Origin of the sequence: Chitinibacter tainanensis DSM 15459, assembly GCF_000429785.1 — a bacterium.
Classification (GTDB): Bacteria; Pseudomonadota; Gammaproteobacteria; order Burkholderiales; family Chitinibacteraceae; genus Chitinibacter; species Chitinibacter tainanensis.
The window spans coordinates 81,641-96,494 of the sequence record NZ_AUCN01000018.1; the positions used below are offsets into that span (position 1 = coordinate 81,641).

Below are 14,854 nucleotides of genomic sequence, written 5' to 3' on the forward strand. Positions count from 1 at the left end.
TCAGCAAGTTTGGTCTTTTTTACACCGTTTCATGACGCGTAAATAAAGCACAGACAAGATTAGTTGTCAGACATAAGATGATTACCACAGAAATCCACTTAGCAAGTCAGGAGCACAAAATGGCTGTTACCAATGTTCAAGAACTGGATGCACTGGTCGCTCGAGTAAAAAAAGCTCAGCAACTGTTCTCAACTTTCACCCAGCAACAAGTGGACGAGATTTTCCGTGTAGCTGCGCTGGCAGCTGCTGATGCCCGTTTGCCACTCTCAAAAATGGCGGTGGCCGAGACCGGCATGGGGATCGTCGAAGATAAAGTAATCAAAAATCACTTTGCTTCTGAATATATCTACAACGCCTACAAAACCGAAAAAACTTGCGGCGTACTCGAAGAAGACGAAGCTTTCGGTACCATCACCATCGCCGAGCCAATTGGCCTGATTTGCGGGATTGTGCCAACAACCAATCCAACCTCAACTGCGATTTTCAAAGCCCTGATCTCGCTGAAAACGCGTAACGGTATTATCTTCAGCCCACACCCACGTGCTCGCAAATCAACTTGCGAAGCAGCACGCATCGTTCTGGAAGCCGCAGTTTCAGCTGGCGCGCCACGCGATATCATCGGCTGGATTGATGAGCCCACTGTAGAGCTTTCTAACCACCTGATGAAACACCCAGACCTGAATCTGATTCTGGCTACTGGTGGGCCAGGCATGGTGCGGGCGGCGTATAGCTCAGGTAAACCAGCCATTGGTGTGGGTGCCGGTAATACCCCGGTGGTAATTGATGAAACAGCAGATATCAAACGTGCTGTGGCCTCAATTCTGATGTCAAAAACCTTCGACAACGGCGTGGTCTGTGCGTCTGAGCAATCTGTCATCATCGTTGATAGCATCTACGAGCAAGTTAAAGAGCGCTTTAACAGCAACGGCGGCTACATTCTGAACAAGAAAGAAACCGAAGCGGTACGTAAAGTCATCCTGATCGATGGCAACCTGAATGCAGGTATCGTAGGGCAATCGGCGCTGAAAATCGCTGAAATGGCCGGCATCAAAGTACCGCCGTATACCAAAGTGTTGATCGGTGAAGTGGCATCTGTGGGTGAAGAAGAAGCCTTCGCGCACGAGAAACTCTCCCCTACTCTGGCCATGTATCGCGCCAAAGATTTCTTCGATGCCGTGCATAAAGCTGAAGCACTGGTGGCTTTGGGCGGGATTGGCCATACCTCATCGCTGTACACCGACCAAGACTTGCAGAAAGAACGCATTGTCTACTTCGGCGACAAAATGAAAACCGCCCGGATTCTGATCAATACACCTTCATCGCAAGGTGGTATCGGTGACCTGTATAACTTCAAGCTGGCGCCTTCGCTGACACTGGGTTGCGGCTCTTGGGGTGGGAACTCGATTTCCGAGAACGTGGGCCCGAAACACTTGATCAACAAGAAAACTGTGGCGAAGCGAGCTGAAAATATGTTGTGGCATAAACTTCCGAAAAGCATTTACTTCCGTCGCGGTAGTCTGTCTGTGGCTCTGGAAGAGTTGTCGAACAAAAAACGCGCAGCCATCGTGACTGACCGCTATCTGTTCAACAACGGCTATGTAGATGAAACCATCCGCATCCTGAAACAGAATGGCTTGGAAGTTGAAGTGTTCTATGAAGTTGAGGCTGACCCAACTCTGGCTGTCGTGCGTAAAGGCGTGGCGATGCTCAATAGCTTTAAACCTGACGTGATCGTAGCCTTGGGTGGTGGTTCGCCCATGGATGCAGCGAAAATCATGTGGGTTATGTACGAGCACCCAGAAGTACACTTCGAAGATCTGGCCCTGCGCTTTATGGACATCCGTAAACGGATTTATAAATTCCCGAAAATGGGCGTTAAAGCCGAGCTGATCGCGATCCCAACCACTTCAGGTACTGGTTCGGAAGTAACCCCATTCGCGGTGGTAACCGATGAAAAAACCGGCATGAAATACCCAATCGCCGACTATGAGCTGACCCCGAATATGGCGATTGTCGATGCGAACTTGGTAATGAATATGCCAAAATCGCTCACAGCCTTCGGTGGTATCGATGCGGTGACTCACGCCCTGGAAGCTTATGTATCGGTACTGGCTAACGAGTTTAGCGACCCACAAGCGTTGCAAGCGCTGAAACTGTTGAAACAGCACTTGCCATCAGCCTACAGCAACGGCGCGAATGACCCTGCGGCACGTGAAGGCGTACACAACGCCGCCACCATTGCCGGTGTGGCCTTTGCCAATGCCTTCCTGGGTGTTTGCCACTCAATGGCGCACAAAATCGGTGCCGAGTTCCACCTCGCCCACGGTTTGGCCAATGCCCTGCTGATCAGCAATGTGATTCGTTACAACGCGGTGGATATTCCGACTAAACAAACGGCCTTTAGTCAGTACGACCGCCCACAAGCGAAATGCCGTTATGCCGATATCGCCGAGCATCTGGGCTTGCCAGGCAAAAACGATGATCAGAAAGTCGCCGCACTGGTGGCTTGGGTCGATGAACTGAAAGCTGCGCTGAACATTCCGCAATCGATCAAAGATGCCGGCGTGAACGAAGCAGACTTCCTGGCTAAAGTAGATCGTATCGCCGAAGAAGCCTTCGACGATCAGTGTACCGGCGCCAACCCACGCTTCCCGCTGATCAGCGAGCTGAAACAGCTGTTGCTCGATAGCTTCTACGGTCGCGAATACAAAGAAACTTACGGCCAAGCCTAAGCTAGGCTCGCCAAAACCAAAGCCCCGCAAAAGCGGGGCTTTTTTTGTTCTGGATCAATTTATTGGCGCGTTTTGTTCAGTAATGTGCTCAAGTTAGTGCCTGCTATGCCGATAACATCATTAGTGGCTAATGCACTTGCCACCTGTGATGACAACCCAGAGCCAGACCATGCCGATCCGCCCGATTAACTACGCTGATGATTTGAGCACCGCGATTGCCCAGTATCTCGCCAATGCCAGCGAAGTACTCAAACGCGTGGACAGCCTACTGGCCGTCGAGCTCAAAAGCCAGGTCAACCCGCCCCATCACCCAGCCCGCGGCTAATTACTCATCGCCTCATCTTGAGTCGCAAGCCGCCTAGTGCTAAGGCTGTGCCAGTGAACTTAACTGCAGCTGTTCACCCTGTATCTCCAGCTTAAAACGCCGCAGCACATTCATCCCCAGCAAGATCTCATCTCCTAAGCGTGGCACCACTGCCGCCGAAACCTGCCGCAAGGTAAATGGCCCCAGGCGCAATTCGGCCAGCACAGTGGCATAGGCCTCAACAGGGCCATTGGCCGTTTGGGTGGTAAAGCGCTCGCCTATCGGTAAATTCAGCTGCCGGGCCAGATCTTCATCCAGCGTCACGCTACTGGCACCGGTATCCACCATTAAAATGGCCGGCGCACCATTGAGGGTACCGGGCAGACGAAAATGCCCATCCCGTCCTTTGCGAACCTGCAGTACTTGGCCACCCGTGGCTTCTAGCGTCGTGGCGGCCGGCTGGCGGCTAAATACAAAATGCTCAAACGCCCCGTACACACAGGCCAAGACTAACAGCCAAAACAGCCATAAACCCAGATTGCTACGCAGAAAATTCACAGGGGTATTACCCTCAAAGGTAGATATAAAAAAGGCTAGAGCAATATACCCTAGCCTTTGTTTGACACACTACACGATTTCTTCCAGCTCGCTACTGAGTTCCAACCATTGCAGCTCCAGCTCTTCCAACTGGGCTTTCACCTCGGCATCTAGCCGCAACGCAGTTTGCAGTTCGTCTTTACGCTCAGCGCTATAGATGCTTTCCTCGGCCAGCAATGTGTTGAGCTCACTTTGCTGCGCTTGCAACTGCGCCAGGCTTTTTTCGACTTTGGCGAGTTTTTGCTCGAGGGGTTTGCGCAGCGCAGCCAAGCGTTGCCGCTCTTGCGCCTCGTGGCGCTTTTGCTCTTTGCGATTATTGCTCTCACCCGAAGCCGCCGGCTGGGCGCTCGCCGCCTGATCGCCACGCTTTTCCTGGCTGTAACGGCTGTAATCGTCCAGATCGCCATCAAATGGCCTCACACGGCCACCTTCAATCAGCCAGAAATCATCCACGGTGGCGCGCAGCAAATGCCGATCGTGCGACACCACCAATAAGGCGCCTTCGAAATCCTGTAGCGCAAAGGTCAGCGCCTCGCGCATTTCGATGTCCAAGTGGTTGGTAGGCTCATCGAGCAGCAATAAATTCGGCTTTTGCCAAATCAGCAGTGCCAAGGCCAAGCGGGCTTTCTCGCCGCCAGAGAACGGCGCCACTGGGCAAGTGGCCATATCGCCGACAAAATTAAAGCCACCTAAGAAATTGCGGTGCTCTTGCTCACGCGTGGCTGGGTCGAGCTTTTGCAAGTGCCACAGCGCGGATTCTTCCAGCCGCAGATATTCAAGCTGATGCTGGGCAAAGTAACCCACTCGCAGGCCTTTGCCTTCGGTGCGAATACCTGCCAGCAGGGGCTGCTCGCCGGCCAGCGAGCGAATAAAGGTAGACTTCCCTGCCCCGTTCACGCCCAATAGGCCTAAGCGAGCTTTGTTTTCGAGGCTAAGGTTCAGCCCTTGCAATACCGGTGCAGCGGCCTGATAGCCTGCCACGCCATTTTCCAGCCGTACCAAGGGGCTAGGTGACGATTCGGGTTCGCGGAAGGCAAAACTAAATGGCGAATCAACATGCGCCGCGGCAATCCGCTCCATTTTTTCCAAAGCCTTTACCCGGCTTTGCGCCTGTTTGGCCTTGCTGGCCTTGGCCTTAAAGCGGGTGATAAAGCTTTCTAGGTGGGCGATTTGCCGTTGCTGCTTTTCAAAAGCCTGGTTTTGCTGGGCCAGTTTCTCGGCGCGCTGGGCTTCAAAATCGGCATAATTGCCAGTGTAGAGCTGCATACCTTGCTGCTCGATATGCAAGATCTGCCCCACGGTCGCATCGAGAAAATCGCGATCATGCGAGATCACCAGCAACATGCCGCGATAGGATTTAAGCCAGCCTTCCAACCAGACTACGGTTTCCAGATCCAAGTGATTGGTCGGCTCATCCAAGAGCAGCAGATCCGAACGGCACATTAGCGCCTGCGCCAGATTCAGGCGCATACGCCAGCCACCCGAGAAACTACTCACGGGCCGTTGCATTTCATCGCTGCTAAAACCTAACCCAGCCAGCAATTTGCCTGCCCGCGCAGGCGCGGCATAGCCATCAATCGCTTCCAGCTGGGCCAGCAACTCACCATGGCGCACGCCATCCCCCGCCACAGCGGCAAGCTCTGCCTCCACCCGGCGCAACTCTACATCGCCATCCAGCACATAATCCAGCGCCGTGCAGGGCAAAGCTGGTGTTTCCTGCGCCACATGGGCAATCGCCGCTCGTGGGGGCATCAAAAGATCGCCGGTATCCGGGTGGATTTCATCGCGCAGCAAGGCAAAAAAGCTGGATTTACCGGCGCCATTGGCGCCAACCACCCCGGTTTTACTGCCGGGATTGAGGGTCAGATCTACGCTATCTAGCAGTACTTTCACCCCACGCCGCAGCGTGAGTGACTTTAATCGAATCATGTATACACCAAGAGGGTATTAAGCCAGAGCCATTACTAGAAAATGGTCGCAGAGCTATACCCATTAAGAAATCCAGGGGCCAATCACCAGCAATACGGCGATCGCCATCGCGGCGGCCAAAATGTCGTCCACCATCACGCCCAAGCCACCTTTGATCTGGTGATCACACCAGCGAATGGGCCAGGGTTTGACGATATCAAATAAGCGAAACAGCGCAAAAGCCATCAGCCAGCCCAGCCAGCTCTCCGGAGCAAAACACAGCACCATCAACATGGCCACGATCTCGTCCCAGACGATGCCGCCATAATCACTGACACCAAGGGCCCGGCCTGTGACCTCACAAAACCAGATACCTGCCGCAAATAAGGGCCAACATAAGGCAAAAATAATCGGTGCTGGCAACCAGATATGCAAAAGCGCAAATAGCGGCAAGGCCACCAGCGTGCCCCAAGTGCCCGGCGCGCGCCGAGCCAGTCCAGCGCCAAAGCCAAAGGCCAGCCAGTGGGCGGGATGGCGCATTAAAAACGCCCAATCGGGCGTTAGTAATGGCGGCTGTTTTTTATCCTGCGTCATCGTCATCTCAAACTGTGCTCAGCGGCTTTAGGGGGCGCGAAAATGATCAAAGCCACCCAAGCCCAACTCCAGAGTTTCCCCAGCGGCATCCACAAACTGCACGCCTGAGGCCGCGGTAATCTGCCCGATCCGGCTAAGCGCCAAGCCTAGGTCCTGGCCAATGGCGGCCAATTGCGCGCGAGCGCTGGCGGGGGCAGTAAAGAGTAGCTCGTAATCATCGCCACCGGCGAGTTTGGCTTCCAAAGCCAGCTCGGCAGGTAAAGCAGCCAATTCGGGGGCGGCAGGCACTGCGTCAACTTCAATTCTGGCCCCGCACTGCGAGCGCTGGCAAATATGCCGCAGATCACCTGCTAGGCCATCAGAAATATCCATCGCCGCATGCACCAGGGGGCGGATCGCCCGGCCTAAGGCCACACGCGGTTGCGGTAAATCCAGTCGCAGATCACAGCGCGCCGCGACTTCAGCCGCTAGATTGACTCGCCCGGTGCGATACATCACCGCCGCGGCAGCCGCGCCCAATGGCCCACTCACCCAGATATCATCCCCTAGCTGCGCCTGTGAGCGCAGCATACGGGCACCAATTTCCACTTCGCCAGCGATCTGGATCGCAATGGTCAACGGGCCCTTGGTAGTATCGCCCCCCACCAGCTCGATCCCATGCGCATCGGCCAAGGCAAACATGCCGCGGCTAAAGGCGGCCAGCCAGTCGGCATCGACGCTGGGCAAGGCCAGCGAGAGCGTAAACCAGCTGGGCTTGGCCCCCATGGCAGCCAGATCAGATAGATTGACCGCCAAGGCTTTGTGCCCTAGCCGCTCGGGGTCGGCATCGGCAAAAAAATGTCGGCCGGCCACCAACATATCTGCTGACACGGCCAGCTGATGTCCGGGGCTGAGGCTAAGTAGCGCGGCGTCATCGCCAATCCCCACCACCGCCCGCGGTGTGGGGCGAGTGAAATACTGGCGAATCAGATCAAACTCGTTCAAACCGCACCCTCGTTAGCCCTGACGTTTGGCGCGAATCGCGGCAAACTCTTCGGCGCGCACTTGCTCGGCCACTTTATCCAGCACACCATTCACAAAGCGGTGGCCATCTGAGCCGCCGTAAGTTTTGGTGAGCTCAATGGCTTCGTTGATGATGACCGGGTATGGGGTTTCTGGCATCGAGATAATCTCGAAGGCGCCCGTATACAGCACGGCCAGCTCCACGGTACTCACTTCTTCCAGCGGGCGATCCACATGCGGCTCGATGGCCTTGGTCAGGCTGGCGGCATCTTTAATTACGCCGAACAAAATTGCGCGATACAGATTGGCATCGGCTTTGCCAAAATAGGTGCTGCTCGAGCGCAGATACAGGTCGATGTTGTTCACGGTTTCGTGACTCATCAGGTATTGGTATACCCCTTGCACCGCAAACTCACGCGCCCGGCGGCGGGCGGATTTCATTGGGCCTTTTTTGGCCGGGGCTTTTTGTTCTTCGCTCATGCTACTGCCTTTAACAAATTAGCGGTTTCTACCGCAACACGCGCGGCTTCGCGCGCTTTTTCTACAACACGCACTTCGGCCTGTTCGTCGTTTTCGGTGGTCAGAATGCAGTTGGCGATCGGCATTTTGCTATCTAGCGTAATGCGCGTTACACCCGCACCGGATTCATTGGCCACCAGTTCAAAATGGTAAGTTTCACCGCGAATAATCGCTCCCAGCGCGATTAGCGCATCGTAACGGCCGCTATTGGCCATCTTTTGCAGTACCACCGGAATTTCCAGCGCGCCGGCCACACTGCCCAGCACGATATCGGCGGGCGCTACGCCCAGTTTCACCAGTTCATCCAGGCAGTTGTCGCGCAAGCCTTCGCACACCGGTGTATTAAAACGGCTCATGACCACGCCAATTTTCATGCCTTGGCCATTCAGATTCGAGGCAATTTGCTGAATACCTGCAGGTACGCTCATGATTGATCCTTTAGTCTTTTATTGATTCGGGTTGGGCAAAACCGGTGATTTCCAATCCAAAACCGGTCATGCTCGGAATTTTGCGCTCAGGCGACATCAAGCGCATGGCGCCCACGCCTAAGTCTTTCAGCATTTGTGCGCCAATCCCATAGGTGCGCATATCCCATTTCTGGGTTTTATTCAGCTGCAGTTCTGGCAAGGCGCGGGCAAGCAGGTCTTCGCCAGATTCAGTGCGATGCAGCAAGATCATCACGCCTTTACCGGCCTGATTGATGGCCTGCAAGCTCGCCTCCACCGACCAAGAATGCCGGCGTCCATCCAGATCCAGCCAATCCATAAGCGAGGCAGGCTCATGCACCCGCACCAAGGTTTCTTCTGTGGGGCAAGGCTGACCTTTTACCAGCGCCAGATGCGTCGATTTGGTGAGTTTATCGCGATAAACCGCCAGCTCGAATTCGCCGGCAAAGGTGCGCACGGGGCGCCGGCCCACGCATTCAACCAATGATTCGGTGCGGCTGCGGTAATTAATCAGATCTGCGATGGTGCCGATTTTCAGGCCATGCTGCGCCGCGAATTCCAATAGCTCTGGCAGGCGCGCCATGGTGCCATCGTCGTTCATGATCTCGCAGATCACCGACGCAGGCGTTAAGCCCGCCATCATGGCCAGATCACAGCCAGCTTCGGTGTGCCCGGCGCGCACCAAAACCCCGCCGGGTTGCGCCATGACCGGGAAAACATGCCCGGGTGAAACTACATCGGCAGCCTTGGCATCAAATGCCACCGCTTTGCGGATAGTCAGCGCGCGGTCATGCGCGGAAATCCCCGTGCTGACGCCTTCGGCGGCTTCAATCGAAGCGGTAAAATTAGTGCCAAACGACGAGCCATTGCTCTGCACCATGGTGGTGAGATTCAGCAGCTTGCAGCGCTCGGGGGTTAGCGTCAGGCAGACCAAACCACGGCCATATTTGGCCATGAAGTTGATCGCCTCGGGCGTCACAAAATCCGCAGCCAAGACCAGATCGCCTTCATTTTCGCGATCTTCTTCATCCACCAACACCACCATGCGGCCGGCTTTTAGCTCGGCGATGATTTCTTGTACCGGGGCAATCTGGCTCATGCGGCGCTCCCTTGCTGCTCGAGCGATACCATCCGTTCAACATAGCGGGCTATCAGGTCGATTTCGAGATTTACCTGCGCGCCAGCTTGCAGCTGGCCAAGCGTGGTCACCGACAAGGTGTGCGGGATTAGATTGATTTCAAATTCGCAACCTGCGGCTGTATCACGCACGGTATTGGTGGTGAGCGAGACGCCATTGACCACCACCGAGCCCTTCACGGCAAGATAACGCGCCAGCGTGGCCGGAGCAGCAATGCGCAGCAGGCGATTTTCGCCGACCGGATCAAACGCCAGCACGGTGCCAACACCATCCACGTGACCGGACACCATATGCCCACCCAACATGTCGCCTAAGCGCATGGCTTTTTCCAGGTTCACCGGGCCCGGCCGATCTAGGCCAACCGTACAGCGCAGCGATTCATTGGAAACATCAATTTTGTATTTGCGCGGGGGTATCTGCTCAATCACGGTCATGCATGCGCCGTTGTGAGCAATACTATCCCCCAGTACTACATTGGAAAGGTCCAATTCGCCTGCATCCACGGTGAGGCGTACGCCCCCGTCAAAGGCGTCCACTGCTTCGATCTGCCCGATGGCCTGAATAATGCCGGTAAACATGTTTAGTCCTTAGGTGCGGTGAATTGGGCCGGATTAGCCTCCTTCACCCGTTGCGAAGATTTCAGTTCATTACAGTGATTGCAGAAATAACTTTTCGCGCCACAGGCAGCGAGAATCTCAAGGGCTTGGCCACAATCGGGGCAACGCAGGGTCGTTGATTCAGTCATGATAAGGCTCCGGCTTAAGCCACCGCGGTGGCTTGGGCAAAGGCGATGTGCGGCTGTGTCATACGCAAGGTCAGGCGCTGATCTGCGCCCACGCGGCGTTGTTCCAGTAGCGTCAGGCGGTGCTGATCAGCCAAGTCGCTCAAGGTAAAGTCGGCCATGCCGCGCCCTTTGCCCAGCAAGGACATCGCCTGATAAAGGATGATCTCATCCACCAAACCTGCCTGCAGCAAAGCGCCTACCAGCGTACCGCCCGCCTCGACCAAGACCTGATTAAAGCCTTGCTGCCCCAGATATGCCATGGCGGCATGCAGGTCGAGTTCGCCGTCGCGCAGCGGCAACTGCACGGCACAGGATTGCTCACTGTGAAAATGCTGTAGCTCCGCGGGGCCAGCGCCACTGAGCACATGGGTGTAACCACCGCTGCTGGTGAGCACTTTCGCGGCATGCGGCGTACGACCTCGGCTATCGAGCACCACCCGCTGCGGCTGCCGGCTTACTGCCAGCTCGCGCACATTCAGCTGCGGATCATCGGCCAGCACCGTACCAACACCAGTAAGCACGGCACAGGCTTGCGCGCGCAAACGCTGTACATCCAGCCGCGCCTCGGCGCCGGTAATCCATTGGGATTGTCCGTTTTCTAGGGCAATGCGGCCGTCTAAGCTCGCGGCCAATTTAACCGTAACCCACGGGCGCTGGCGGATCATGCGGCTGAGAAAACCCTTGTGTAGCTCGCGCGCCTGCTCGGCCAGCAAGCCATGGGCCACTTCAATGCCATGGTTGGCCAGTCGCGCCAAGCCCTGCCCGGCCACCAAAGGATTGGGGTCACGCAAAGCGGCGATGACGCGGTCGATGCCAGCCCCAATCAGCGCATTGGCGCACGGCGGGGTACGGCCAAAATGGCTGCAAGGTTCGAGAGTGACATAGGCCGTTGCGCCAACTAATTGGCCCGGCGCTTTGGCCTTGGCCATTTTCAATGCCATGATTTCGGCATGCGCGCCGCCGGCTGCCTGGCTATGACCGTAGCCGATGATGTCTTCACCGGCCACAATCACTGCGCCCACACATGGGTTCGGGCTCGTAAGTGCGGCACCTTGCGCTGCCACTTGCAGCGCTTTGGCCATCATGGCCTGATCAAAGGCGGAAAAACTCATTATTGCTTGCTCACTTCGCGAATCACATCGCGGAAGTCTTCCACATCCTGGAAGGAACGATAGACCGAGGCGAAGCGGATATAGGCGACTTTATCCAACTTGGCGAGCTCAGCGATCACCATCTCACCGATCTGACGGGACATGATTTCACGCTCACCGATGGTGAGGACACGTTGAATAATGCGGGAAATGGCTTCGTCCACCAGCGGCGTGGGGACCGGCCGTTTATGCAGGGCGCGCAGGAAACTGGTGCGTACTTTTTCGCGATCAAACTCAACCCGCTGGCCAGTTTGTTTCACCACCTGCGGCATACGGACTTCGGCGGTTTCGTAGGTGGTAAAGCGCTTATCGCAGATCGCGCAACGACGCCGGCGACGCACAACATCCCCTTCGTCGGATACTCGCGAATCAACCACCTGCGTATCAGGTGAACCACAAAATGGGCACTTCATGCACGAACCCCGTAAAGATCAACAAAGAACATCAATTAGATCAGTGCTGCGGCGCAAAATACAAGCACCCCAAATACACCGAGTAGGTATATGGTGCCAAAGCTTGTGATAAAACAAGATTCGGGATATACCCTAGAGCACGCAAAAAGTGAATTGTTTGCTCTGTAAATAGAAAAAGGTGGCGCAGCGGCGCCACCTGTTTGCTGAGTACCGCTAAAGCTTAGTCGCCGTAAACCGGGAAGCGCGCGGTCAGCGCTTTTACTTTCGCGGCCACTGCGGCGATATTGGCTTCGTCTTCTGGATTATCCAGCACATCGGCGATCAGATTAGCGACTTGAATCGCCTCTTCTTCCTTAAAGCCGCGGGTAGTAATCGCTGGCGCACCGATACGGATACCTGAAGTCACGAATGGGCTTTCTGGGTCATTCGGGATCGCATTTTTGTTCACGGTAATGTGCGCTTTGCCCAAGAAGGCGTCAGCAGCTTTACCAGTCAGGTTTTTCGGGCGCAGATCAACCAGGAATACGTGCGACTCGGTGCGACCAGAAATAATGCGCAGACCACGCTCAGCCAGAGTTTTGGCCATTGCTGCAGCGTTTTTCAGTACTTGCGCTTGGTAAGCTTTGAATTCAGGTGTCGCAGCTTCTTTAAAGGCCACGGCTTTGGCCGCAATCACGTGCATCAGCGGGCCGCCTTGCAGTGTTGGGAACACGTTTGAATTCAGGCTCTTTTCAAATTCAGCTTTCGCCAGAATGATACCGCCACGTGGGCCACGCAGGGTTTTGTGGGTAGTTGAGGTCACGAAGTGCGCATGTGGCACAGGGTTTGGATACACGCCCGCCGCGATCAGACCGGCATAGTGAGCCATATCCACCATGAAGTAGGCACCGACTTTGTTGGCGATTTCACGCATACGCGCCCAGTCAAAACGCAGTGCATAGGCCGAAGCACCACCGATCAGCAGTTTTGGCTTGGTTTCCAGCGCTACGCGCTCCATATCGTCGTAATCGATTTCTTCGTTTTCGTTCAGACCGTAGGCCACGATGTTGAACAATTTGCCGGAAAGATTAGCTGGCGAACCATGCGTCAGGTGACCGCCATGACCGAGGTTCATACCCATTACGGTGTCGCCCGGCTTCAGGATCGAGAAGTACACAGCCTGGTTAGCTTGCGAGCCAGAATGTGGCTGCACATTAGCGTATTCAGCACCAAATAGCGCTTTGATGCGATCGATGGCCAGTTGCTCGATCACGTCCACGTGCTCGCAACCGCCGTAGAAACGTTTGCCAGGATAGCCTTCCGCGTATTTATTGGTCAGCTGCGAGCCCTGCGCTTCCATCACGGCTGGGCTGGTGTAGTTTTCCGAAGCGATCAGCTCGATGTGTTCGTGCTGACGCACGACTTCGCCGGCAATGGCAGCAGCGAGTTCTGGATCATACTGGGCAATGGTTTGTGACTTCGAGAACATGAGCGGGAAGCATCCGTGGCCGTTAAAAGATAGGTAATTCTACCATGACTTAGCGCAAAGCGAGATGCGCTCCAGTCAGGCTGCCATGCAAGATTTTCATACCGGCGGCTGGGCTTTCTTTTTGCGCCAGACGTTGCGCAGCGCGACGAAAGCTTGCTTATTGCTCACCCGCTCATCGGACATGGCATCCAGAAACTCGGACAAACTCTTTGAGCGCGCTACGGTATAAAAAATCAGCCCTGCGGTTGGCAGCGACACCGCGGCAAAATACAGCAATTTCATCCACCCCGATTCGGCGGCCAAATCAAATAGATTCATGCCGAGAAAACCGGTGATGGTGGTACCCAACAAACCAAAGATAGTCACCACCGTGAGGCGCACCACGGTATCGGCCTGCCGGCGCAAATCATCGTTTTCAAGGTACTGATTCATACTCTGCACCGATTCACGGACTTCTTCATGTTGGCGCACAGTATCAAGGTGGCGATTCATCATGCCAAACAACTGGCTGGAAACGATTTGATGCGAGACCTCGCGAAACCAGTAGCGCTGGTTAAAGCGCAAAAAACTCTCCAGCAATAAGCGGATTTCACGCTTAAAGTGCCGAATCGACAGCGGGTCTTTTAAATTGAGTGCCGACAGCGCCGCCGCCATCCGATCAGAAAACAAAAGCAAAGCCGATTTATGAAAATGCGCAATCAGCACCAACAGAAAGTGCTGGTGGCGAAACTGCCCCAGCACGCCGGTATACGGATTACTGTAAAACTCGTTGCCATGCTGCCCCACCATAATAAAAGCATGCCCAGAGCACATCATGCGGGTTGAGGCTGAGCGATGGCGCTGCTCGGGCGCCCAGAAGCGATCAAAGCAACAGTCAGCTTCAAAATCAGCCAGCAGTTTCGGCGTAAGGGGCAAAATCTGATCTTCGCTAGGTTTTCCGACCGTTCCTAGCGCATAAAAATCTTCATCCCGCAGCGCAAACGGATCATCCACCGCGATATACGCCATCAGTGGCATGCGATGGTATTCAATCTGGCGGTAGCGCACTTCTCCCTCAAGGCCAGAATGATGCGGCACTAAGGGGTTGAGTAAATACGCCCAGTGTTCGGCCATACGCGGCGCACGATATTGACCCATATGGCTCAGATAGGCCTGCCGCTCTTCATAGTCGGATTCCGCCAGCACTTCGCCATCCGCATCTAGCCACGCGACTTTACGCAAGCAATTGGCCGCCTCGCGCGGACCATCCCATTGCGCAGGATAGGCGCGACCAAAGCGGAACAAGGCATCTTGCACCCGGCGCAGCGGCAGGTCATTGCCCATGATCTCAAACGCTAGAATCACGACATCGACGTCATAAAAGAAATACAGATCGATGTGCGCCACTTTGAAATGATGCGTAGCGCCATCTTTGAACACCATCAACACCTGCTGAATGTCGCTTCGGCGAAAAACATGCAAGGGAGAACGACCATAGCTGGCAATATCGCCAGCCATACTGACCTGTTCGCCATACAAAAACCGCTGCACATAAGGCAAAAAGGTGATGAATTCGCGGTAGTGCCGCTCTTCAAATTGTTCAGGGGAAGCATCGAATTCGGTGGCGCGAGGTTGCCACGGCGAGCCTTCACTGGCTGCGCACTGCAAGATTTCCCACTGCCGCCCCATGGCCTTGAGTTCGCCAGGCAGGTGGGACATCGGCATTAATTGCAGAGGCCAGATCAGAATCTGGCGAAAATGCCGGACGAGAATATCGCTAGTTGGGGCCATGCCAATTCTCCCGCACGGGGAACCGGCA

Annotated in this window: 15 protein-coding genes; 2 read left to right on the top strand and 13 right to left on the bottom strand. The window is 55.2% G+C overall.

Features of this window, described 5'->3' with window-relative positions:
- The first annotated feature begins 119 nt into the window (after positions 1-119).
- Together adhE and G482_RS20275 are read left to right on the top strand one after the other, a co-directional pair.
- The gene (gene adhE, locus G482_RS17610) at positions 120-2,732 is read left to right on the top strand and encodes a bifunctional acetaldehyde-CoA/alcohol dehydrogenase (RefSeq protein WP_051258800.1); all 2,613 of its coding nucleotides are present in this window, start codon (positions 120-122) and stop codon (positions 2,730-2,732) included.
- Positions 2,733-2,862: 130 nt separating this feature from the next.
- Positions 2,863-3,057 carry a hypothetical protein gene (locus tag G482_RS20275; RefSeq protein ID WP_156905360.1) on the top strand — a complete coding sequence of 65 codons (195 nt, stop codon included), beginning with the start codon at positions 2,863-2,865 and terminating at the stop codon, positions 3,055-3,057.
- Between the two features lie 39 nt (positions 3,058-3,096).
- Here the strand turns inward: G482_RS20275 and G482_RS17615 are convergent, their stop codons facing one another.
- From G482_RS17615 to G482_RS0106600, 13 genes are all read right to left on the bottom strand, one after another.
- Positions 3,097-3,594 carry a retropepsin-like aspartic protease family protein gene (locus tag G482_RS17615; RefSeq protein WP_034619127.1) on the bottom strand — a complete coding sequence of 166 codons (498 nt, stop codon included), beginning with the start codon at positions 3,592-3,594 and terminating at the stop codon, positions 3,097-3,099.
- A gap of 69 nt (positions 3,595-3,663) precedes the next feature.
- Positions 3,664-5,562 (bottom strand): ATP-binding cassette domain-containing protein, encoded by a 1,899-nt coding sequence (locus tag G482_RS0106550; RefSeq protein WP_028449362.1) that lies wholly within the window; start codon positions 5,560-5,562, stop codon positions 3,664-3,666.
- Positions 5,563-5,625: 63 nt separating this feature from the next.
- Positions 5,626-6,135 (bottom strand): phosphatidylglycerophosphatase A family protein, encoded by a 510-nt coding sequence (locus G482_RS17620; RefSeq protein ID WP_211227576.1) that lies wholly within the window; start codon positions 6,133-6,135, stop codon positions 5,626-5,628.
- 27 nt (positions 6,136-6,162) lie between these two features.
- Positions 6,163-7,119, bottom strand: coding sequence for a thiamine-phosphate kinase (thiL, locus tag G482_RS0106560; RefSeq protein WP_028449363.1), 957 nt, complete (start codon positions 7,117-7,119; stop codon positions 6,163-6,165).
- A gap of 12 nt (positions 7,120-7,131) precedes the next feature.
- A complete protein-coding gene (gene nusB, locus G482_RS0106565; protein ID WP_034619224.1) occupies positions 7,132-7,578 on the bottom strand; it encodes a transcription antitermination factor NusB in 447 nt (148 codons plus the stop codon).
- 35 nt (positions 7,579-7,613) lie between these two features.
- Entirely contained in the window at positions 7,614-8,084 is a 471-nt protein-coding gene (ribH, locus tag G482_RS0106570) for a 6,7-dimethyl-8-ribityllumazine synthase (RefSeq protein WP_051258801.1), read from the bottom strand.
- 10 nt (positions 8,085-8,094) lie between these two features.
- Positions 8,095-9,201 (bottom strand): bifunctional 3,4-dihydroxy-2-butanone-4-phosphate synthase/GTP cyclohydrolase II, encoded by a 1,107-nt coding sequence (gene ribBA / locus G482_RS0106575; RefSeq protein ID WP_028449366.1) that lies wholly within the window; start codon positions 9,199-9,201, stop codon positions 8,095-8,097.
- Positions 9,198-9,818, bottom strand: a complete 621-nt coding sequence (locus tag G482_RS0106580; RefSeq protein WP_028449367.1) for a riboflavin synthase — start codon at positions 9,816-9,818, stop codon at positions 9,198-9,200. The genes ribBA and G482_RS0106580 overlap by 4 nt, the downstream gene beginning before the upstream one ends.
- 2 nt (positions 9,819-9,820) lie before the next feature.
- The gene (locus G482_RS20900) at positions 9,821-9,985 is read right to left on the bottom strand and encodes a YfgJ family double zinc ribbon protein (RefSeq protein ID WP_084414500.1); all 165 of its coding nucleotides are present in this window, start codon (positions 9,983-9,985) and stop codon (positions 9,821-9,823) included.
- A gap of 14 nt (positions 9,986-9,999) precedes the next feature.
- Positions 10,000-11,136 carry a bifunctional diaminohydroxyphosphoribosylaminopyrimidine deaminase/5-amino-6-(5-phosphoribosylamino)uracil reductase RibD gene (gene ribD / locus G482_RS0106585; protein WP_028449368.1) on the bottom strand — a complete coding sequence of 379 codons (1,137 nt, stop codon included), beginning with the start codon at positions 11,134-11,136 and terminating at the stop codon, positions 10,000-10,002.
- The gene (nrdR, locus tag G482_RS0106590) at positions 11,136-11,588 is read right to left on the bottom strand and encodes a transcriptional regulator NrdR (protein ID WP_028449369.1); all 453 of its coding nucleotides are present in this window, start codon (positions 11,586-11,588) and stop codon (positions 11,136-11,138) included. Before nrdR ends, ribD begins: the two co-directional genes overlap by 1 nt.
- 220 nt (positions 11,589-11,808) lie before the next feature.
- Positions 11,809-13,056, bottom strand: coding sequence for a serine hydroxymethyltransferase (glyA, locus tag G482_RS0106595; protein WP_028449370.1), 1,248 nt, complete (start codon positions 13,054-13,056; stop codon positions 11,809-11,811).
- Positions 13,057-13,152: 96 nt separating this feature from the next.
- A complete protein-coding gene (locus G482_RS0106600; protein ID WP_034619132.1) occupies positions 13,153-14,826 on the bottom strand; it encodes a magnesium transporter CorA family protein in 1,674 nt (557 codons plus the stop codon).
- Positions 14,827-14,854 lie beyond the last annotated feature (28 nt).

Coding starts and splice junctions, on each gene's coding strand:
- adhE (WP_051258800.1), top strand. CDS start 120: ATGGCTGTTACCAATGTTCAAGAACTGGATGCACTGGTCGCTCGAGTA.
- G482_RS20275 (WP_156905360.1), top strand. CDS start 2,863: ATGCACTTGCCACCTGTGATGACAACCCAGAGCCAGACCATGCCGATC.
- G482_RS0106550 (WP_028449362.1), bottom strand. CDS start 5,562: ATGATTCGATTAAAGTCACTCACGCTGCGGCGTGGGGTGAAAGTACTG.
- G482_RS17620 (WP_211227576.1), bottom strand. CDS start 6,135: ATGACGCAGGATAAAAAACAGCCGCCATTACTAACGCCCGATTGGGCG.
- nusB (WP_034619224.1), bottom strand. CDS start 7,578: ATGAAATCCGCCCGCCGCCGGGCGCGTGAGTTTGCGGTGCAAGGGGTA.
- ribH (WP_051258801.1), bottom strand. CDS start 8,084: ATGAGCGTACCTGCAGGTATTCAGCAAATTGCCTCGAATCTGAATGGC.
- ribBA (WP_028449366.1), bottom strand. CDS start 9,201: ATGAGCCAGATTGCCCCGGTACAAGAAATCATCGCCGAGCTAAAAGCC.
- G482_RS0106580 (WP_028449367.1), bottom strand. CDS start 9,818: ATGTTTACCGGCATTATTCAGGCCATCGGGCAGATCGAAGCAGTGGAC.
- G482_RS20900 (WP_084414500.1), bottom strand. CDS start 9,985: ATGACTGAATCAACGACCCTGCGTTGCCCCGATTGTGGCCAAGCCCTT.
- ribD (WP_028449368.1), bottom strand. CDS start 11,136: ATGAGTTTTTCCGCCTTTGATCAGGCCATGATGGCCAAAGCGCTGCAA.
- nrdR (WP_028449369.1), bottom strand. CDS start 11,588: ATGAAGTGCCCATTTTGTGGTTCACCTGATACGCAGGTGGTTGATTCG.
- glyA (WP_028449370.1), bottom strand. CDS start 13,056: ATGTTCTCGAAGTCACAAACCATTGCCCAGTATGATCCAGAACTCGCT.
- G482_RS0106600 (WP_034619132.1), bottom strand. CDS start 14,826: ATGGCCCCAACTAGCGATATTCTCGTCCGGCATTTTCGCCAGATTCTG.